Here is a 19,389-nt window from a genome sequence, read left to right on the forward strand (position 1 = left end):
AGATCCTCCTGTTAGTGCTCAAGTACGCGCGATAAGAACTGCTGAGTGCGCGGGTTCTGCGGATTGACGAAGATCTGCTCGGGCGAACCTTGTTCGGCAATCACGCCCTGATCCATAAACACCACGCGGTCAGCGGTTTTGCGCGCAAAGCCCATCTCGTGCGTTACCACCACCATGGTCATGCCTTCACGCGCCAGGCTGCGCATCACTTCCATTACTTCACCGACCAGTTCTGGATCCAGCGCCGAGGTGGCTTCATCGAAGAACATGATTTTCGGTTCTACCGCCAGCGCACGGGCAATCGCCACGCGCTGCTGCTGACCACCGGAAAGCTGCGCCGGATAGTGATGCGCGCGCTCGGCGAGTCCGACACGCGTGAGCGCCGCCATGCCGCGTTTTGTGGCTTCTGCTTCCGACAGCTTTTGCGCTTTGATCAGCGCCAGCGTGACGTTGCCGAGCGCGGTTTTATGCGGGAACAGGTTGAACTGCTGAAACACCATGCCAACGTGACCGCAAATTTCACTGGCGCGTTTGCGTTGGTGCAGCGGCACGTCGTTGACCCACACTTCACCGCCGTCGGCCACTTCCAGTCCGCTCATGATGCGCAACACGGTACTTTTGCCGGAGCCGGACGCGCCAATCAGCACCAGCACTTCACCCGGTGAAACATCAAGGCTGATCTCTTTCAGCACCTGGGTTGCGCCAAACGATTTGGTTATCCGGCTTAAGGTAATGGCGGATTTGCTCATGAAATTTGGCTCCTGGTTTGATGATGTTGAACCCAACGGGAAAGCGGGAAGCAGACAGCGAAGTAGAGCAGGGCGACCAGACCGTAAACCACCACCGGCTGACCGATGCGATCGACAATCGCCTGGCCCTGATGCATCAGTTCGGACATGCCGATCATGCTGACGATCGAGGTATCTTTGATCAGGGAAAGATACTGGCCCGCCAGCGGCGGCAGCACGATGCCGCGCGTTTGCGGCAGGATCACGCTCATAAAAGTCTGACGTTTCGACAGGCCCAGAATCCATGACACTTCCCACTGGCCTTTCGGCACCGCTTCGATACCGGCGCGGAACACCTCGGCGATATACGCGCCCTGATAGATGCTCAGGCCAAGAATACCGGCGGCAAACAGGTTGATGTCATAGCCGAAATAGGCCACGCCGAAGTAAATGAACATCAGCGTGATCAGCACCGGCGTGCCGCGAAACAGTTCGGTGTAGATCACCGCAATCTGCTTTAAGACTGGCAGACGGCTAGTGCGCAACACCGCCGCCAGCAAGCCCAGCAGTGTGCTGCCAATAATCGCAGCCACCGACAGCAGCAACGTGATACCGAGGCCTTTTAGCAGAATCGGTAACGAACTGATGATTAACTCGTTCATAGCGCGTTCTCCCGTTTCACTGGATTAGTCAACCATTTTCTTGCCCACCCCCAGGCGGACTTTTTTATCGGGGTCACCAGCGGCGGGTGGAACATGCGCCGTCCTGCAATCGTACCCAGCCAGGAGAACAGGTTGCTCAGCACCAGATACACCAATGCCACCACGCTAAAGGTCTGGATATACAGCAGCGTACGCGCGTTGATCACCGTGGCGGTGCCGGTTAGTTCAGGCAGAGCAATCGCCGACAGCAAAGAGGTGCCGAGCAGCAATTGAATCAGGTTGTTGATAATAGCGGGCCACACCGCGCGCGCCGCCTGCGGCAGTACCACGGTGAGAAACACCTGACGACGGGGAATGCCCAGCACCCACGCGGCTTCAAGCTGGCCTTTCGGCACCGATTGAATGCCCGCGCGGAAGGTTTCGGAGAGATAGGCACCGACGTTAATCCCCAGCGCCAGCACGCCCGCAGTAAAAGCGCTCATGGTGATGCCGAGCGACGGCAGACCAAAGAAGATGATGAAGATCTGCAGCAGCACCGGCGTGTTGCGGATGAACTCAACGTAGCAGTGACTGATCCAGCGCAGCGGGGCCAGCGGCGACGCTTTCGCCAGCGCCGAGAGCAAACCGAGCGCCACCGCCAGCGCAAACGCCAGCAACGTCACCTGCAAGGTGAGCCACGCGGCGTCAAGAAAAGTGTCGGCGTAGCGCCACAGGGTTAGCCATTGATAACTCATGGTTCTGCTCCTTCGGGCGGCGCAGCATCAGCTGCCGCGCCGCGTGGGGATCAATATTGCGGATTCAGCGGGTAACGCGGTTTATTGCCGAACCATTTCTGATACAGCTGGGCGTTTTCGCCGGAGGCGTTAATTTCAAACAGGAATTCGTTGAGGTAGTTGGTCCACACCTGATCGCCCTGTTTCACACCGAAGGCGTTGTATTCCAGCGGCACCAGCGCTTCGTTGGTTACGGTCAATGTCGGGTCGAGCTTGGCCTGATAGGCGAGGAAGTTGTTATCCTCGATCATCGCATCGGCCTGGCCCTGTTTCACCGCGAGGATGGCCGCCTGCGATGAGTCGTACTCCTGAATTTTCACGTCAATGCCCAGATTGCGCACTTCATCGCCGTTGGTTGAGCCTTTCACCGTGGCGATGGTTTTGCCGCCCATATCGTGTGCTGACTGGATGCCGCTGTTTTTACGCACCAGCATCGCTTCACTCGCCACCACATACGGATTGGTGAAGCCGATCTCTTTGGCGCGTTCCAGATTGCGGGTGAAGTTGCAGAACACCACATCCACTTTATTGGTTTGCAGGTTAGGGATACGGTTGGCGCTGGTGGTGTTGACCATTTCCAGCTTCACGCCCATCTCTTTGGCCAGCGCTTTGGCGAGATCAACATCGTAGCCATCCGGGTTGCCGTCTTTATCGTAAAACCCAAACGGGGCGAAACTCAGGCAATCACCGACGCGCAGCGTGCCGCGTTGCAATACGGTTTGCAGCGCTGACTGCGGTGCGGCGCCCGCTTCTTTTTTCTCTTCGGTTGGCGTACAGCCCGCCAGCGTCAGTAATACCAGCGCGCCGGCTAGCGCGTTGAGACTCACTTTTAGCGATGTTGTCTTCATTGTTATGCTCTCTTTAGAAATTTTGACGAGACGGCGTAATACCGTTATTTCACAGCAAAATAGAAAGGCATCAATTAATAACAGGCTGTCCTGGTGTGGGCGGAGAAAGTAAACATTCGCCAGCCTGTTTTAACCGTAATATTTATTTACGATCGGCGCGGAAGCATTTCATATCGACTTCGACTTTGCAGTCGACTACTAAATCCTGCACGCTACAAATACGTGCCGGTGGATTTCCGCTAAATATCTCACTGAATACTTTATTAAATGAACTGAAATAACGCGCGTCGGTTAATACCGCCGTGACATGTACCACATCTTCCACGCGATAACCGGCTTCACGCATGATGGTGAGACAGTTTTCGAACGCCAGCTGAGTTTGTTCGATAATGCCACCTTCCACCACTTCGCCGTCGCGCATCGGCGTTTGGCCGGAGATGTAAAGCCAGCCATCGGCTTCAACCGCGCGGGCAAACGGCAGTTTCTGCCCGCCGGTGCCGGTTCCGCCTTCGACGCCATAACGTTTAATCGTCATCCGTTCCTGCTCCTGTTGCAGCGAAAATCTGCTTACTATGTTGTCTGATATACCAGACTGCTATCTGCAATACTGGATAGGGCAAGATTTGCACAGGAAATTTTCTTTTGCAATATGTGCACCGCTATTTAATTTTTTGTGATGTCGTCCGGATCGCAAAATAAATTTAAGTTGAGTGCGTATTTAAATTGGAGTGTGATCGCTATCGTATTTTTATAAAAGTTCTGTGAGCGTGATGCGCCATAATGAGGCACCAAAATTGATCGTGCTAATAAATGGCGGGTGATTAATATTTATTTAATCCGGGATGGGTAAATGTTGGTGCGCGGTGTATCATGCCTCTCTTTCAATGCCTATGCCTTTTATAGCCATGCCACCAAGGAGTGAGTTTATGCCGGATGAAAAAACCTCGCGGGCGCGCGGCGTTGACCGGGTTATTGATATCTTTCGGCAGTTGCACAGCGCACGCCAACCGATGTCGATGCGCGCGTTGATCGACGCAACCGGCGCACCGCGTTCCAGCATCTATGAATTAGTCAGCCTGTTGAGTGAAGCCGGTTTGGTAGAATTGGATGCCGAAGGCGCGGTGTTCTTTGGCCGTGAGATGCACTATTACGGTGCGGATTATATGGCGCACAACGATCTGATCCGTCGGGCGCATCAATTGATGGTGGAAATTGTGGCGCGCCACGGCGAAACCGTGCAGCTCTGTATGCTGGAAGGCAATAAATACACCGTGGTGCTCTCTGAGAGTAATGCGCATCCGTTCAAAATTACCTCGGATATCGGCGTGCGTGTGCCAATTACCTGGACCGCGACCGGCCGCTTGCTGCTGAGTAACTGGTCGGATAGCGCGATTCTGGATCTGATCCCGGAGGAGGATTATCGCCTCGCCAGCGGCCAAATCCTCGATAAGCAGGCGTTTCTTGATGAAATTCATCACGCCGGAAAACTCGGTTATTGCATGACGGAAGGCTTATCTGAAAGCTTTACCTGCTGCATGGCGGCGCCGATCCGTTCACGCAGCGGTCAGGCAGTTGCTGCTATCTGCTTTATGGTCAGCCGCGATACGCCGCAGGAACGTCGGCAGATGCTGCTGCAGGAATTGATCACCTCCGGACAAAAACTGTCTGATTTCACCTGACAGCGCTCTCGTAAAACTCCGTTACACCTGATTGAAGTGGCGTTTATTCTCGCCACTTAAGGTTGTGTTAAGGTAATTGATAATAATAACTATTCTTTTTACCACGGAGTTATGGGATGAAAACGCGCCTGCTTTTGGCAATGGGATTACTGGCTTCAACGGCGGCTGCCGCCTCCACTTATCCGCTGACCGTCACCGATATGGACGGCAACACGCAAACCATCAGTAAAGAGCCGCAGCACATTATTCTGCAGGATGGCCGCGACATTTTGACGCTGGCGCTGCTGGACCGCGACGACCCGTTTAAGCGCGTGGTGGCGTGGAACAATCTGCCGAAAAAGCAGGACACGCAAACCTGGGATCTGCTGAAAGGTCGCTGGCCGGAAGCGACGAAAATCGTTGATATGGGCTTTAACGATCAGGGCCAGGTCAACCTTGAAAGCGTGCTGGCGCAAAAACCAGATTTGATGATTGCGCAATTGCGCGCCAAACCGGCGCTTCAGCAATCGGGCGTGCTCGCTACGTTGCAGAATCTGCATATTCCTGTGGTGTTCGTGGATTACGAACTGCACCCGGCGCAGAACACTGCACCGAGCGTGACACTGCTCGGTAAAGTGCTGAACCGCGAAACCCAGGCCAAGGCTTACACCGATTTTTATCAGCAGAAATTCGCGCGCATTACACAGGGCGTGGCAGAAGTGAAAAATAAGCCAACGGTGTTTATCGAACCGATCGCCGGGAATAGCGACAACTGCTGCTTCACGCACAGCCACAATGGTTGGGGCGGATTGGTGGAATCGGTGGGCGGTAAAAATATCGGCTCTGAATTGTTGCCGGGCAACGCCGGATTTGTCGCGCTGGAGAAAATCATCGCTATGAAACCGGATGTTTACATCATGACTGGATCGAAGCGTCCGAACGGCAATGTGCTGCCGTTTGGTTATGGCGTGCAACCGCAGGAAGTGAAAGCCACCTTCCAGACGCTGCTGAAGCGCACCGGCCTGGCGCAGATTGAGCCGGTGAAACAGGGCCGCGTGTACGGTGTTTATCACCATTTCTATAACCATCCGTACAACATCATCGGCATGGAAATCCTGGCGAAAGATCTCTATCCGCAACAGTTTGCCGATCTGAAGCCGAATGCAGATTTCCGCACCATCGTTAAAAACTTCACTACGTTGCCGGATAACGCGATTGATTTAAGTTACCCGAACAATCAGTAATCGCGGGTTTTCACGGTCGCCATTTATGGCGACCCATCCTTTCAATCAACATTCCTCAATGACAACGATAATTGTTATATTATAACATAACTAAAAACAGCACTGCGCGTATGCCTATACGCCTTGTGAACGTTGTCATTCAGAGGAGTTGCTATGTCAGCATTAACCCAAAACCAGCATGGTTTTAAAAAACTTCCCGTCACCGTGCTTTCCGGCTTTCTCGGCGCAGGTAAAACTACGCTGCTCAATCATATTCTTAATAACCGCGAAGGCCGTCGCGTGGCGGTGATCGTCAATGATATGTCGGAAGTGAATATCGATGCCGCGCTGGTGCGCGAGGGCGGGGCAGAGCTGTCGCGCACCGACGAAAAGCTGGTGGAAATGAGTAACGGCTGCATCTGCTGCACGCTGCGTGAAGATTTGCTGCTGGAGGTGAATCGGCTGGCAAAAGATGGGCGTTTCGATAACCTGGTGATCGAATCGACCGGTATTTCTGAACCGCTGCCGGTTGCGGAGACTTTCACCTTCGCCGATGAAGACGGGCAAAGTCTGTCTGAAGTCGCGGCGCTCGATACCATGGTGACGGTGGTCGATGGCTTCAACTTCCTGCGCGACTATGAATCGAACGAAAGCATTCAGTCGCGCGGTGAATCCTTGGGCGCGGAGGATGAGCGCACGGTGGTGGATCTGCTGGTCGATCAAATTGAGTTCTGCGATGTGCTGATCCTCAACAAAACCGACCTGATTGATGAGACGGAAAAAGCGCGATTAATGGCGATCCTGACGTCGCTCAATCCGCGCGCCAACATCATTACCTCTGAATTCGGCAAAGTCGGGCTGGATCAGGTGCTCAACACCGGTTTGTTTGATTTTGATGCCGCCGCACAGGCGCCGGGCTGGCTGCAGGAGTTGCGTGGTGAACACACGCCAGAAACGGAAGAGTACGGCATTCGTAACTTCGTGTTCCGCGCACGTCGCCCGTTCCATCCGATGCGTTTTTTCCAGTTGATTGAAAACGAGATGCGCGGCGTGGTGCGATCTAAAGGCTACTTCTGGCTCGCCAGCCGTCCGCGTCATGCCGGTTCATGGTCGCAGGCGGGCGGCGTGTCGCGTCAGGGTTTAGCCGGGATGTGGTGGGCCAGCGTACCCAAAGATCGCTGGCCAGAAGATGCGGAAAACCTTGGCTACATTCTAGAGAATTGGGTTGACGGTACCGGCGATGCGCGTCAGGAACTGGTGTTTATCGGCATCGACATGGATGAAACAGCGCTGCGAAACAAACTGCAACAGGCGCTGCTAACCGATGAGGAAATGGCGCTCGGTCCCGATAATTGGGCTGAATTCCCCGATCCCTTCCAGCCATGGTTTAACTGATTGTAGGGTCGCCATTCATGGCGACCTTTTTTAATTACACCTTTCCCAACCACATCGAAACCTCAACTCCATCATTAAACGGTAGCGACATAAACCCTCTACTGCTGTGCACCAGCTCCAGATATTCCGGGCTGAAATCGGCATCGTCGGCAACAATTAGCGCGCCGGGACGCAAAAACGGCTGCACCAGCGTCACAATCTCCGGGTAGATCGCTTTTGCGCCGTCCAGCACTAGCATATCGATGGTGGCCGGGAGATCGCAGCTCAATGTCTGCAACGCATCGCCCACGCGCACCTCAATCAAATCGCTGACGCCTGCATCGGCGAAATGGTTACGGGCTAACGCCACTTTCCCCGGCTCAAATTCGCAGGTGATGATGTTGCCGCCGCCATTATCGCGTACCGCCGCCGCCAGATGCAACGTGGAAATGCCGAACGAGGTACCAAACTCAACGATGGTTTTGGCATGGCTGCTGCGCGCCAGCATATACAGCAATTTGCCGGTTTCACGTGATACCGCCAATGGGACCTCTTTTAAATGTCCGTAAAGTTCCAGGTAATCGGTTTTGCTGTGCAGCAGGCGATGTTGTTCGGCGTCAGACATCGTTCTGAACGCATCGTTGGTTGGATGCGCCATATTATCGGCCAGCTCAAACAGGTAATTCAGCAGCGGCGCCAGTGGCGCAGAAGTTAAGGTATTCATGTTGTTCTCCGGGCATACCAAGTGGATTTTGCTGTGCCAACAGAATACGATGAATTATTCGCGTTTCACTATTCGTGTTCAGGGGATGATGATGGCTGAGCCACGTAACACTAAGATTTCAGAGCGAAAAAGACCCAAGCAGGCACGCTCCAGCGAGCTGGTTTCCGCCATTTTGCAAGCGGCTACTCAGGTTTTGGAACTGGAAGGGGCCGCGCGTTTCACCACGGCGCGGGTGGCGGAACGCGCGGGCGTGAGTATTGGATCGCTGTATCAATATTTTCCCAATAAGGCGGCTATTCTTTTCAGATTGCAAAGCGAGGAATGGCAGCGCACCGGCAATTTGTTAGGCGCGATTCTGCGTAATACCGCCAACACACCGCGTCAGCGACTGCACGATCTCACGCTGGCGTTTTTGCACTCCGAATGTGAAGAGGCGGCGATGCGCACCGCGCTGAATGACGCCGCGCCTCTGTATCGTGACGCGCCGGAAGTGCAGGAAGCGCGCGCGGCAGGTGAAAACGTCATCAGTGATTTTCTGCGTGAAGTATTACCGCAGTCACAGGAGAGCGAACGGGCGCGCGCCGCAGATTTATTGAACAGTACGCTGGGCAATGTTGGGAAACACTTTTCCGAATCGCCGCGCACGCCAGCAGAGATTCAGGCTTACGCGCAAGAGATGGCGGAGATGTTTTGTGCCTGGATCAGGGAAAAAGGCGCCGATTTACAGTAAAAGATGGACTGGAAATCTCTGAAAGCGGTTAACAAACTCATTATTCACATTCTCAATAATCCACACCGCGAGTAAGCTTAACAAAACCTTTATTGAGTCGAATGAGCAAACGGGAGAGCAAAATGGCAGTGAAGATGATTGCGGTGGATATGGATGGCACTTTTCTCGATGACAACAAACAGTACAACGCGCAGCGCTTTGCGCGTCAGTATGCGTTGCTGAAAGAGAAGGGCATTCGTTTCGTGGTCGCCAGCGGCAATCAGTATTATCAGTTGCTGCGCTACTTTCCTGACATCAAAGATGAGATCGCTTTTGTCGCGGAAAACGGCGCATGGGTTTCTGACAGCAATGAAGAGATCTTCTGCGGCGAACTGGCGCAGGAACGCGTGCATCAAATCCTCGATATTCTCGCCAAAGAACCGGACATTAGCACCGTGGTTTGTGGTCGCAACGGCGCGTACGTGCATACGTCAATGTCCGACGAAGTGATTGCCATGCTGGCGAATCACTACCATCGTCTGGAAAAGCGCGACAATCTCTACGATATCGACGACACCATCTTTAAGTTCTCGCTGAATCTGGCGCACGAAGGGGTTGATGCCTTGATGGAGCGGTTGCACGCTGAGCTGGGCGCAATTGAAAACATTATGCATCCTGTTTCCAGCGGTTTTGGTTTTGTTGATTTGATCATTCCCGGCTGCCACAAAGCGCACGGCATCGCGCTGCTGCAGGAAAAATGGGGTATTGATGATTGTGAAGTGGTGGCGGTAGGCGACAGCGCCAACGACATCGAAATGCTGCGTCAGGCGTGCTACAGCTTCTCAATGGCGAACGCCGCAGCGCCGGTCAGCGCGGTGTCGCGTTACAGAACCGAAAGCAACAATGACGAAGGCGCACTTAACGTGATCGCCCGCATTCTGGCGCGCGAAGTGCCGTTTGGTTGATGTTATTGATGCGGAGCGTCATTGCAGGCAATGACGCTCACTCTGAATGTCAGCTGCTAACTCATATCTCTTACTAATACCCGTCACATAATAAATTATTGAATTCTTATGACGGCATTTGCGCCTAATTTTAAGAACGTGGGCAGCGTTAGAATCTAATCATTTCTTTTAGTAAGACATATATGTATTTTTTACATTCACACTAAATTTCATTGGTGAAATAAAATCATTGTAATGCAATGGTTTGGACGATGTTTTAAATTCAGCCTATCTTGCGATAATTTCACGTGTCTTATGTTGATGTGGGAAATTTCCCTTGCTTTAAATCATTACACTGCCTTTGGAATAAAATGCAGCTGAAAATAACAATCTATATTTATAAGTCAATTTAATGTTCGCTGCGGGATTGGTAATTCAAGTGTTTTTTCTTTTTATTAGGTAGTGATTGAATTATGGCTAGAGTTTTCATTATGCTCTGATAAGCTGGGCTTAAGGATTCGGTTGCCGCTAATAATTCAAGCATTAAAATAATGAAGTTTTAAATTTAACGCATTAATATATAGCGCAGGGAGCGCTCAAATTATGTCATCCATTTTTAACTTTTTAACGAGAGTTCGCGTTTATTTGTTTTTTATAATGCTTTGTTCTATTGGAGGCACAACGTGGGCATTACAAAAGCTTGGATTAAATAACAGTCTTCCATTGTGGTCAGCCGGAATGCGGTTTTTAATTGCAAGTGTCATTATTATAATTTATTTGTTGATGAGGAAGAAGCTATGTATTAATTACTCTGTTTCCATTCTAGCTTTGGCGAACGGTCTGTTTTATTTCTCCATACCTTTTGGAACCGTTTACTGGGCATCAACATATATACCTAGTGGATTGGTGGCAGTTTTAGCTTCTGGCATTAGTGTATATGCACTGCTTCTAAACCATTTCTTACGCGGCAAGCCTGCAAGTTGTAGGCAATTGATAGGCGTTGTATGCGCCATCATGGGTATCTGTGTGGTTTTTGGTGAAGGGATATCCTTACAAGGTAATGAAAAAAATTTAATTGCTATGTTGGCAGTGTTAGGCGCTATGGGCAGTTCAGCCGCTATAACGCTAAAAGTACAAAAGCATATTAAAACACTTCCTCTTCTTAGTTTTGTTGCACTCTCCATGCTTAGCGGCAGTTTTTTTCTCTTGATTACAAGCTTAATGATTGAAAGTGGTAACCGTTTTTTTAATGGGGAGAGTTTAGGTGCGCTTCTTTATTTAGCAGTAATAGGATCAGTGTTAGGTTTTACGCTTAATATAACTCTGCTTAAACATTGGCATATTTCTAAAGCAACATCGCATTTATTCATTTCTCCAGTTATTGCGTTGTATATGGGATTCGTCATTCTTGATGAAGAAATTACGATAGCGGTAATTATAGGTACGGCAGTAGTTGTCCTCGGAGTAATGTTAATAATCTTACCACAATGTAAAAAGGAAACCCTCAATGTCAACTCAGAAGAAAAACCTGGCCATAATTTGTCAGAATAGAAAACTGGCATTTGTCTTTGATGAAGCTCAAGCGATGGGCGTTGAGATTACGTTTTTTTATAACGAAAATGAGCCGCCGCCGCCCGTGCTTCCCGCTGTAGTCAGAAGCATTGCTTTGCCATTGTTCGACGATGAAGAAGAGGCAATAAATAAAGTAATGCTAGCAAATAGAGAACATCCAATCGATGGTGTTTTAACACTGTTTGAACCGGCGTTAGACTTCGCAGCTAAAATTGCTCACCAGTTAGGATTACCTTTCTTACCAGAATACGTGGTTGAGCAGTGTAGAAATAAAAACATGACGCGGCGCGTTCTGCATGATAACGGCCTAAATACACCATCCTATATCGAGCTAAAAGAAGGAGAATATCCAAATGTTGATCAAATTAAATTTCCGCTTGTCGTCAAGCCTACTAATGGCTTCTCCAGTCAGGGAGTTACCAGAGCTAATAACCATGATGAATTGAAAAGTGCTATAGATAAAGTATGGGAAATTAATAACACGCAATTGAAAAATTTTATCTATGACAAGGGAGGTGTTCTACTCGAGTCATTTATTGATGGACCAGAGTTTGCTATTGAAACATTTTCTCATTGTGGTGAAGTGACGGTGCTTTCAATCGGTGACAAAGGTAATAGCAAAGGTCCCTACTTTGAAGAGGGAGTTTATATTGCACCTGCTAATATTGATGAAAAACTGCGAGACGAAATTGCAGATGAAGTCAGACGTGCACTTAAGGCCTTGGGAATTAGTGAGGGACCCGCACATGTTGAACTACGTATTGACCATAAGCAAAAGCCTTTTGTTATTGAAGTCGCACCACGCGTGGGTGGGTCCGGAATATCACATTATATTGTGAAAGCGAGCACGGATATAAACTTTCTCCAATTGGTTATTTGCCAGGCGTTTGGCATGGAGATTCCTATAAAATTGGAGTTAATGGCTAAGTCGATATTTACTGCCGGAAATTATATTATTCCTGTGCAAGGAAGTGGAATATTTATCGAGATTGATGGGTTAGCTAATCTCCGTGAAAAACCTGAGGTGCAATACGTTTTTGAATTTATGGATGCTGGGCATAAAGTTCTTCCATACCCTCATTTTTCAGGTTATCCAGGATTTATTTTAACGCGTCATACGGATCATGCAGCTTGTGAAGTTTTTTATTATGATTTGCAAAAAAGTCTAAAAATAAAATATCTATAGATTCTGTGATTATGGAGGGTGGTATGAATCGTAAAATCAAAATTCACACTTTGGGGCCAAAAGGAACCAATTGTGAAAAAGCAGGTTATCTTTGGCTGGAAAGTAAGAAGGTCGATGGTGATGTTGAGCTTTATTCAACACTTGAGGATGCTCTCATTGAAGTCAGGAAGAATACACATGATCTATTATTAGGATGTGCCGTCTATCCAAACTTACATAAAATTGTATTTGAGAACTTGGACTTTTTAGAGATTCAGGATAGTTTTGTAATGCCAACGTGGAATATGGTATTGGCAAAAAATCATAGTAGTTCGTCAAATATGGAAGAACTCACAATAGCTTGTCATCCTGCGCCATCCCATCTTGCGTATACATACAGTCAGGATGTTCGTTTTGTATCAAGTAATGTACAGGCGGCGCTGGAGTGTATTAGTGGAAACGTTACCGCATGTATTACAACGTTAAAGGCTGCACAAGATAATAATTTAAAGATCATGCAAGACTTTGGTGAGATACCAATGTGTTTCACGATCCATGGTCATCGAGACTAAGGAGTATCATTATGGAATGGATTAGGAATAAAGTTATTACTGAATTGTGTCCTCGTATACATGAGTTCAATAAATTTCAAAATGCTACTGGCGCGATAGCACGTAGTTTAGATAAAGCTGAGTATTTGTTAGATGAAATCACTGCTTTGTCTGCTGAGATATTGGATGCTCTAAAACAATCGGATTATGCCGTACAATTGAATAAAGATCTTGGTGAATGGAAAAGAATTGGGCTAAATAATGCACCCTGTTTTAAACGGTCATTAGAGAGTTATGTTCCTCCTATAGATGGCGGTCAAACTTTTTACCTGGCTTCAATCATTACGCCTAATAGTCATAAAGAAAAAGGTTATTGGCTGGAATGCTTTTTTGCGCAACGAAAAGAACCCGATGTCTTGTTACCGATTATGGCTGATTTACCACATCCACAAAATGTCAGCCAAACTATGCAACTCATTGCTTCGTCTTCAGGTTTCAGCGTAGGGCATTGTTTAGTTTTCTTTCCGGAAAATGTTAAAACAAGAAATAAGGTCGATAAACAACACTTTGAGATGTTCTTTTTTAATAAATTCCATGCTATCTACCAAAAAGACACATTGCGTAGAGTAGGATCTTTATTTGATTTTCAAGGGCAAACATCACAATTGTTAAGCGCTGAGAATTGCTACGCAGCGCGCACGGTATGGGGATACTTACACGACTATTATCATCACTGCGGACCTCGTCCGTTTAATAAAAACATTCAAGTCAAAATGAATTTTTGGGTTGGTGTTTTGGAAGAAATTAAAGTTGATTGTCTAACCATTCTCAGAGTGCAAAAGCATCATTATACATGGTGGCGAGAAGTAACTGAGTTCATTTTATTCGAAAGATTAGCTCGTTATCCTGCACAACACGATGCGACGAGTAACTTTGATGCTGCAACTGGTGTACTATTATTTTCCTGGCTTAAACGTCGCGGGCATGGAATTAGCATTTCCAATCATACTGGAAAGGTGCTGCTGAATTTGGAGAAGTGTTTGATTGGTTTGAATATTCTTGTACAAGAAATAGAGGAGCTTGAGAGTATTGAGGATAATGCAACGTATAAGCAAGCAGTTGAAAATTATGTGATGCAAGAACTTCAGCCCGGGAATGACAATGAGCGCTACAATATCCCTGATGATTATCTAATCCATAAAAAGAACATGAATGTTAGTGTCCCAGTTCTTTTCTTTTAACTCTATATCCCAATGTGTTATTTGAATCTGTATGCGATGAAAGTAGAAATAAGCGCACCAATCACGGTGCGCTGCAAATAATTATACATTTTATGCAAAATATCCGCTTTCACGCATATCCTGCAGTAATCCCGGCCCACGCGGCTGCCAGTTAAACGTCTCACGCGTCCACGCGCTGGAGGACGGATTATCGGTAGACGCGAAGAACGCCATCCAGCCTAACCACGCTTTGGCTTCTTCCAGCGTCAGGCTTTTTACCGGCAGCGCTAATCCGGCGCCGATGGTTTCGGCAATCTGACGGAACGGCACTCCTTCTTCCTGCACCGCATGCAGAATCGCACCCGGCTCAGCCTTCTCGGCTGCAAGGCAAAACAGTTCAGCTGCATCATCACGATGTACCGCAGGCCAGCGATTCTCGCCATCGCCGACATATACCGCCGCACCTTTCTCCTTCGCCATATTGATGATCATCGGAATAAATCCGTGATCGCCAGCGCCATGCACGGTTGGCGGTAAGCGCACCAGCGCCACGCGCACGCCGCTGTCGGCCAGCGCCAGCGCGGCGACGTTAGAATTGGAACGTGGATGCGCGCCTGCTGCCGGTCTGATTTGTTCGGTGGCGAGACGTCCCGGCGACACTAACGCGGTGCCGGTGGTGACAATCAGCGGACGATCTGAACCTGCCAATACTTCACCCATCGCCAGAATCGCGCGTTGATCGACGTCGGCAGCATGATCCATGCGGCTGAAATCGTGGATATATCCGGCGTGGATCACGCCGTCGCTCTGTTCAACGGCCTTGCGCAGACCGACGAGATCTTCAAGATCGCCGCGAATAACCTGCACACCTTGCTGCTGCAATTTTTCTGCGGAAGCCTCGCTGCGCGCCAGACCTTGCACCTGATAACCGCGTGCCTGCAGTTTTTTCACAATGGCGGAACCGATAAAGCCGCTCGCCCCGGTCACAAAAATTCGCATATTGGTGCTCCACTTTTTCAAAGTTGAAGCACTATCATAAAAGTCTGCGACGCGGCGAAAAGTCGTGAGCTTATACAGGTATACGCACTAACAGGATAAAGGCATGACTCAGCAAGATGACAACGTGCTCGGCAACTATCTGCGCGAACGCCGCCAGCGGCTTGATGCGGCGAAACTCGGCTACACCTTGCTGCGCCGCCGCACACCGGGCCTGCGCCGGGAAGAAGTGGCGGTGCGCGCGTGCGTTAGCACCACATGGTATACGTGGCTGGAGCAGGGCAGAGGCGGCGCGCCTTCGGAAGAAGTGCTGGAACGTTTAGCTCGCGCATTGGAGCTGAGCGCTGCCGAGCGCGATCACCTGTTTTTGCTGGCGCAAAATCGTCTGCCGGGCGTGACATGGCAAGCGGGTGTGGATGTTTCGCCATCGCTACAGCGCGTACTCGATAGCATGGAGAACACGCCAGCGCTGGTGAAAACCGCAGAGTGGCAAGTGGTGGCGTGGAACCGCGCGGCGACCAAAGTGTTTGTTGATTACGCCGAGCTGCCGCCCGCCCAGCGCAATATCCTGCTGATGATGTTCCGTAACGAGGAGATGAAGAAGCGCCTCCCGGACTGGTATAAAGTGACACGCGGCATGGTGGCCAACTTCCGCGCGGACGTGGCGCGAACCGGCGCCAGCGAGCATGTGCGCGCGCTGGTAGAAGAGCTGTGCGAGATGAGCGACACCTTCCGCCAGCTGTGGCAATCGCAGGAAGTGAGCCAGCATGGCGAAGGCATCAAACAGCTGTGGCTGCCGGACGAAGGTGTGCTGGAGCTTGAATACAGCACCTTCGCGGTTGAAGGCAAACCGGGTTTAAGTCTGGTGGTGTTTAATCCGCGCCAGCAGCACGATCGGGATTGTGTAGCGCGGCTGATGGCGCGTCCGTAGCGGCGCGATAGTGGGCTTCCATCTCATCCAGCGCCGCCTGATTCTCCAGCCCCCATTGATACATCTGCTCAATCGGTGTCGCGAACGTCATGCCGAGCGGCGTTAAGCGGTAATCGACTTTCGGCGGCACCACATCATAAACGTGACGGGCAATCAGCCCGCGCTGTTCCAGCTCTTTCAGCGTTTGAAACAACATCTTCTTCGAAATTCCCTGCAGGCTGCGTTGCAACTCGCCGGTGCGTGCGCGATGGTTCGGCCAGTGATACAGCGCGTGCAGAACCATGCTGCTCCATTTCACTGAAAACAGATCCATTAGCCGCCGCGGCGGCGAATCCGCATAAAAAAACAGCTTACCGTCAACAATTGCGGGCATCGTTTACGTCTCCTGTATGGTTACCAAATGGTAACTACTATCAATTTCGCACCATGTTCACTATAGTCTGCCGCCTTCAGCTAGCCAAAGCCAGTTCATTTCGGAGGCACTATGAAAATCAATGCATTAGTCGCACACGATGCGGCCAAACCGCTCTCTTCCAGCCAGATTGCACTGCGCCCGCTGCAGCAGCAGGATGTCAAAATTGAAATTTTGTACTGCGGCGTGTGCCATTCGGATCTGCATATGGCACGTAACGAATGGGCGGTCAGTCGCTATCCGCTGGTGCCGGGACATGAAATCGTCGGACGCGTGGTGGAAACCGGCGCAGACGTAACCAATTTCAAAGCGGGCGATGTGGTGGGCGTGGGCGTGATGGTCGATTCCTGCCGCGAATGCCATTTCTGCCAGCAGAAAGAAGAGCAATATTGTGAATCCGGCTTTGTTGCAACTTACAACGGCATCGATAAATACACTGGCGACAGCACGTGGGGCGGCTACGCACAAAATGTCGTGGTCGATCAGCACTTCGTGGTGTCCGTACCTCAAACCTTGCCATTAGCGGGCGTTGCGCCGCTGTTGTGTGCGGGCGTCACTGTGTGGTCGCCGTTGCATCACTTTAACGTGAAAGCTGGTGATAAAGTTGGCGTGGTCGGCTTGGGCGGATTAGGCCATATGGCGGTTAAGCTGGCGAGCGCGATGGGCGCGGAAGTCACGCTGTTCACCACTTCACCGGCCAAAGGTGAAGATGCGCTGCGTTTAGGCGCTGCGCGCGTAGTGGTTTCACGTGATGCGGAGCAGATGGCGGCGGCACAAACTTCACTCGATTTCATCGTGGATTGCGTCTCAGCGCCGCACGATCTCGATCCTTACCTTGCCACGCTGAAAACCAACGGTCGCTTAGTGCTGGTCGGCATTCCCGAGCAGCCGCACCAGTCTCCAAACGTCACGCCGATGGTGAATCGTCGTTTGAGCATTAGCGGCTCGTCGATTGGCAGCATTCAGGAAACCCAGGAGATGCTGGATTTCTGCGGCCAGCACAATATCACTGCCGATATCGAACTGATTGCCGGTGAAGAGATCGAAACCGCTTTCGCACGCATGTTGAAGGGCGATGTGAAGTATCGCTTCGTTATCGATATGCAAGCGACGCGCTGGTAAACGTTATTCGCCTGCACATTGTTGCAGGCGATTTCACCCTGAAATCGCCTGAGACTGGCGCGATAACGTGCTGATGACGCTGAACTTTACCCGTCATTGTGGATTGAAATTCGCCGGTGCCCCAATGTTACACGACATAGTTACAACATACTTTAATGATTTCCCCCGTAAATTCTGGCCTTGCTGCTGTGGTTTGGTTAATCAGGCAACTAAGTTGGCTATAGCGACCTGTAATCACAGTTAAAATTTTATATATAAACTGGGGCAGATTAGGGGTTAATTCAGTACGGAGAATTCATAGTGTTAAGCCGGTGGAAACTGACCCAACTGCTGGAACATTGCGAGCCAATCTTCCATATGCCAGGTTGTGGTAACGCGTTCACCATCCAGTAGATGAAATTCATGAAGACGCACGCTTATGCCGCGTCCGGTTGGCGCAATCCCCATAAACTCACCGTGATGCGTGCCGGTGATTTCGGCGCGCACCGCGATTTTCCCCGGCTCTTGCACCATATCGTGCACGGTGATGTTGATATCAGGAAAAGCTTTAATAAAACCCGCCAGCAACGGTTTAAAGCCTTCGGGTCCCGGACCTTGCTCCGGGCCTAAAGGAATGTCATTCCAATCTTTAGTTACGGCTAAATCCAGTAAATCAGGGTTTTTATCACTAAAGGCGCGATACAGCATTTCTACCGCTTCACGCTCTGCTTTAAGGCGTTGGTTTAATTCGGTTGTGACATTCATAAGGGTTCCTTTGCATCAAGTTTAAGGGTGTGTCTAACCGGCTTGAGCAGTATTCCTGAATCTGTCACTATCAATCCAACAAATGGTTAATATACAGCATTATATAAAATATGAATTTTGATGGATTCGATCTCAACCTGCTGGTGGCGTTTAATGCGTTGATGCTGGAACGTAATGTCACTAAAGCCGCCGCCATTGCGGGCGTAAGCCAACCGGCGATGAGTGCAGCATTATCTCGCTTACGGCGCGTATTTAACGATCCGCTGTTTATTCGTAGTGCCGAAGGCTTGCTGCCGACAGCCAAAGCACAAGAGATCGCCGTGCCGGTTGCTGAAGCGTTAGGGCAGGTGAGAAACCTGATGAATCCAACTCACATTTTCGATCCAGTTACTCAAGCGCGCAGTTTTACCTTGGGATTGACGGAATATCCACTCCATGTACTTTTGCCTTCTTTAACGCAGAAACTGGCTTTATTAGCGCCGAATTGCAGTATTCATGTGCGCTATTTTACCGATCGTGATGAAACGGTGTCCTTATTAGATGCCGGGAAAATTGATATAGCGATTGGCGTGCCGCCGACCAAGGCTGAAAACCGGATACTTTCTCATCCGTTATTAACCGATGATTTTGTAACTATGATTGGACGCCACCATGACGTCGCAGAAAAAGGAATCGACCTGAAATCTTTTGTCGCGATGCGTCATATTCTGGTGTCGCCGGAAGGCAATCATTATGGATTGGTGGATCAAAAGTTGCGTGAACACAACCTGGTACGCGATATCGGCTTGACGTTACCCACGATGTTTTCTGTACCGGCGTTGTTACCTGGCACCGATTTTATCGCCACCGTGCTAAGTCGTGTGGCAACTCACACAGCAAATCAAGCGCTCATCAATGTGTTAACGCCACCCATTGAACTGCCAACCATAACCTTTCATCTATTGTGGCATCGTCGCACTCAGGACAATCCGGCTCATCGATGGTTGCGACAAGTGATCAACGATGTTGCTGCCACTTGTCAAACCTGACAATT

At 50.0% G+C, this 19,389-nt stretch carries 21 protein-coding genes; 12 read left to right on the forward strand and 9 right to left on the reverse strand.

Annotation, left to right across the window (positions count from 1 at the left end; genetic code table 11):
• Positions 1 to 11: 11 nt before the first annotated feature.
• The 5 genes from VIJ98_RS20115 to VIJ98_RS20135 all read right to left on the reverse strand — a co-directional run bounded on the left by VIJ98_RS20115 (position 12) and on the right by VIJ98_RS20135 (position 3,546).
• A complete protein-coding gene (locus VIJ98_RS20115; RefSeq protein ID WP_265301859.1) occupies positions 12 to 749 on the reverse strand; it encodes an amino acid ABC transporter ATP-binding protein in 738 nt (245 codons plus the stop codon).
• The gene (locus VIJ98_RS20120) at positions 746 to 1,390 is read right to left on the reverse strand and encodes an amino acid ABC transporter permease (RefSeq protein WP_154156654.1); all 645 of its coding nucleotides are present in this window, start codon (positions 1,388 to 1,390) and stop codon (positions 746 to 748) included. The genes VIJ98_RS20115 and VIJ98_RS20120 overlap by 4 nt, the downstream gene beginning before the upstream one ends.
• Entirely contained in the window at positions 1,387 to 2,124 is a 738-nt protein-coding gene (locus VIJ98_RS20125; protein WP_323271231.1) for an amino acid ABC transporter permease, read from the reverse strand. The genes VIJ98_RS20120 and VIJ98_RS20125 overlap by 4 nt, the downstream gene beginning before the upstream one ends.
• A gap of 50 nt (positions 2,125 to 2,174) precedes the next feature.
• Positions 2,175 to 3,011 carry a transporter substrate-binding domain-containing protein gene (locus tag VIJ98_RS20130; protein WP_008109152.1) on the reverse strand — a complete coding sequence of 279 codons (837 nt, stop codon included), beginning with the start codon at positions 3,009 to 3,011 and terminating at the stop codon, positions 2,175 to 2,177.
• Between the two features lie 142 nt (positions 3,012 to 3,153).
• Complete coding sequence (locus VIJ98_RS20135) at positions 3,154 to 3,546, reverse strand: RidA family protein (RefSeq protein WP_008109150.1); 393 nt, start codon at positions 3,544 to 3,546, stop codon at positions 3,154 to 3,156.
• A 391-nt stretch (positions 3,547 to 3,937) separates the two neighbouring features.
• Here VIJ98_RS20135 and VIJ98_RS20140 point away from each other — a divergent pair, with 391 nt between their 5' ends.
• The 3 genes from VIJ98_RS20140 to zigA all read left to right on the forward strand — a co-directional run bounded on the left by VIJ98_RS20140 (position 3,938) and on the right by zigA (position 7,287).
• Positions 3,938 to 4,690 carry an IclR family transcriptional regulator gene (locus VIJ98_RS20140; RefSeq protein WP_008109148.1) on the forward strand — a complete coding sequence of 251 codons (753 nt, stop codon included), beginning with the start codon at positions 3,938 to 3,940 and terminating at the stop codon, positions 4,688 to 4,690.
• Positions 4,691 to 4,806: 116 nt separating this feature from the next.
• Positions 4,807 to 5,913, forward strand: coding sequence for an ABC transporter substrate-binding protein (locus VIJ98_RS20145; protein WP_323271232.1), 1,107 nt, complete (start codon positions 4,807 to 4,809; stop codon positions 5,911 to 5,913).
• Positions 5,914 to 6,066: 153 nt separating this feature from the next.
• Complete coding sequence (gene zigA / locus VIJ98_RS20150; protein WP_323271233.1) at positions 6,067 to 7,287, forward strand: zinc metallochaperone GTPase ZigA; 1,221 nt, start codon at positions 6,067 to 6,069, stop codon at positions 7,285 to 7,287.
• A 34-nt stretch (positions 7,288 to 7,321) separates the two neighbouring features.
• On the opposite strand, the gene VIJ98_RS20155 is transcribed toward zigA, so the two are convergent.
• Positions 7,322 to 7,990, reverse strand: a complete 669-nt coding sequence (locus tag VIJ98_RS20155; RefSeq protein ID WP_323271234.1) for an O-methyltransferase — start codon at positions 7,988 to 7,990, stop codon at positions 7,322 to 7,324.
• A gap of 91 nt (positions 7,991 to 8,081) precedes the next feature.
• On the opposite strand from VIJ98_RS20155, the gene VIJ98_RS20160 reads away from it, so the two are divergent.
• The 6 genes from VIJ98_RS20160 (at position 8,082) to VIJ98_RS20185 (ending at position 14,172) form a co-directional block, all read left to right on the forward strand.
• Positions 8,082 to 8,720, forward strand: a complete 639-nt coding sequence (locus VIJ98_RS20160) for a TetR family transcriptional regulator (protein ID WP_154156659.1) — start codon at positions 8,082 to 8,084, stop codon at positions 8,718 to 8,720.
• Positions 8,721 to 8,842: 122 nt separating this feature from the next.
• Positions 8,843 to 9,664, forward strand: a complete 822-nt coding sequence (locus VIJ98_RS20165) for a Cof-type HAD-IIB family hydrolase (protein WP_008109141.1) — start codon at positions 8,843 to 8,845, stop codon at positions 9,662 to 9,664.
• A gap of 582 nt (positions 9,665 to 10,246) precedes the next feature.
• Positions 10,247 to 11,194, forward strand: coding sequence for an EamA family transporter (locus VIJ98_RS20170; RefSeq protein ID WP_323271235.1), 948 nt, complete (start codon positions 10,247 to 10,249; stop codon positions 11,192 to 11,194).
• Entirely contained in the window at positions 11,151 to 12,401 is a 1,251-nt protein-coding gene (locus VIJ98_RS20175) for an ATP-grasp domain-containing protein (RefSeq protein WP_323271236.1), read from the forward strand. Before VIJ98_RS20170 ends, VIJ98_RS20175 begins: the two co-directional genes overlap by 44 nt.
• 23 nt (positions 12,402 to 12,424) lie before the next feature.
• Positions 12,425 to 12,952, forward strand: a complete 528-nt coding sequence (locus VIJ98_RS20180; RefSeq protein ID WP_008109138.1) for a hypothetical protein — start codon at positions 12,425 to 12,427, stop codon at positions 12,950 to 12,952.
• Positions 12,953 to 12,963: 11 nt separating this feature from the next.
• A complete protein-coding gene (locus VIJ98_RS20185) occupies positions 12,964 to 14,172 on the forward strand; it encodes a DUF6421 family protein (RefSeq protein ID WP_323271237.1) in 1,209 nt (402 codons plus the stop codon).
• Positions 14,173 to 14,262: 90 nt separating this feature from the next.
• Here the strand turns inward: VIJ98_RS20185 and VIJ98_RS20190 are convergent, their stop codons facing one another.
• A complete protein-coding gene (locus VIJ98_RS20190; RefSeq protein WP_323271238.1) occupies positions 14,263 to 15,150 on the reverse strand; it encodes an SDR family oxidoreductase in 888 nt (295 codons plus the stop codon).
• 103 nt (positions 15,151 to 15,253) lie between these two features.
• Between VIJ98_RS20190 and VIJ98_RS20195 the strand changes: the two genes are divergently transcribed.
• A complete protein-coding gene (locus VIJ98_RS20195) occupies positions 15,254 to 16,078 on the forward strand; it encodes a helix-turn-helix transcriptional regulator (protein WP_323271239.1) in 825 nt (274 codons plus the stop codon).
• Here VIJ98_RS20195 and VIJ98_RS20200 read toward each other — a convergent pair.
• On the reverse strand, positions 16,020 to 16,451 hold the full coding sequence (locus VIJ98_RS20200) for a helix-turn-helix domain-containing protein (protein ID WP_323271240.1): 432 nt from the start codon (positions 16,449 to 16,451) through the stop codon (positions 16,020 to 16,022). The two genes, VIJ98_RS20195 and VIJ98_RS20200, sit on opposite strands and share 59 nt — an antisense overlap.
• 111 nt (positions 16,452 to 16,562) lie before the next feature.
• On the opposite strand from VIJ98_RS20200, the gene VIJ98_RS20205 reads away from it, so the two are divergent.
• Entirely contained in the window at positions 16,563 to 17,612 is a 1,050-nt protein-coding gene (locus VIJ98_RS20205; RefSeq protein WP_323271241.1) for an NAD(P)-dependent alcohol dehydrogenase, read from the forward strand.
• Between the two features lie 303 nt (positions 17,613 to 17,915).
• Here the strand turns inward: VIJ98_RS20205 and VIJ98_RS20210 are convergent, their stop codons facing one another.
• Entirely contained in the window at positions 17,916 to 18,356 is a 441-nt protein-coding gene (locus VIJ98_RS20210; RefSeq protein WP_323271242.1) for an ester cyclase, read from the reverse strand.
• A 110-nt stretch (positions 18,357 to 18,466) separates the two neighbouring features.
• Here VIJ98_RS20210 and VIJ98_RS20215 point away from each other — a divergent pair, with 110 nt between their 5' ends.
• The gene (locus VIJ98_RS20215) at positions 18,467 to 19,384 is read left to right on the forward strand and encodes a LysR family transcriptional regulator (protein WP_323271243.1); all 918 of its coding nucleotides are present in this window, start codon (positions 18,467 to 18,469) and stop codon (positions 19,382 to 19,384) included.
• Positions 19,385 to 19,389 lie beyond the last annotated feature (5 nt).

The sequence above is a fragment of the Pantoea sp. S18 genome (assembly GCF_045689705.1).
GTDB lineage: Bacteria > Pseudomonadota > Gammaproteobacteria > Enterobacterales > Enterobacteriaceae > Pantoea > Pantoea symbiotica.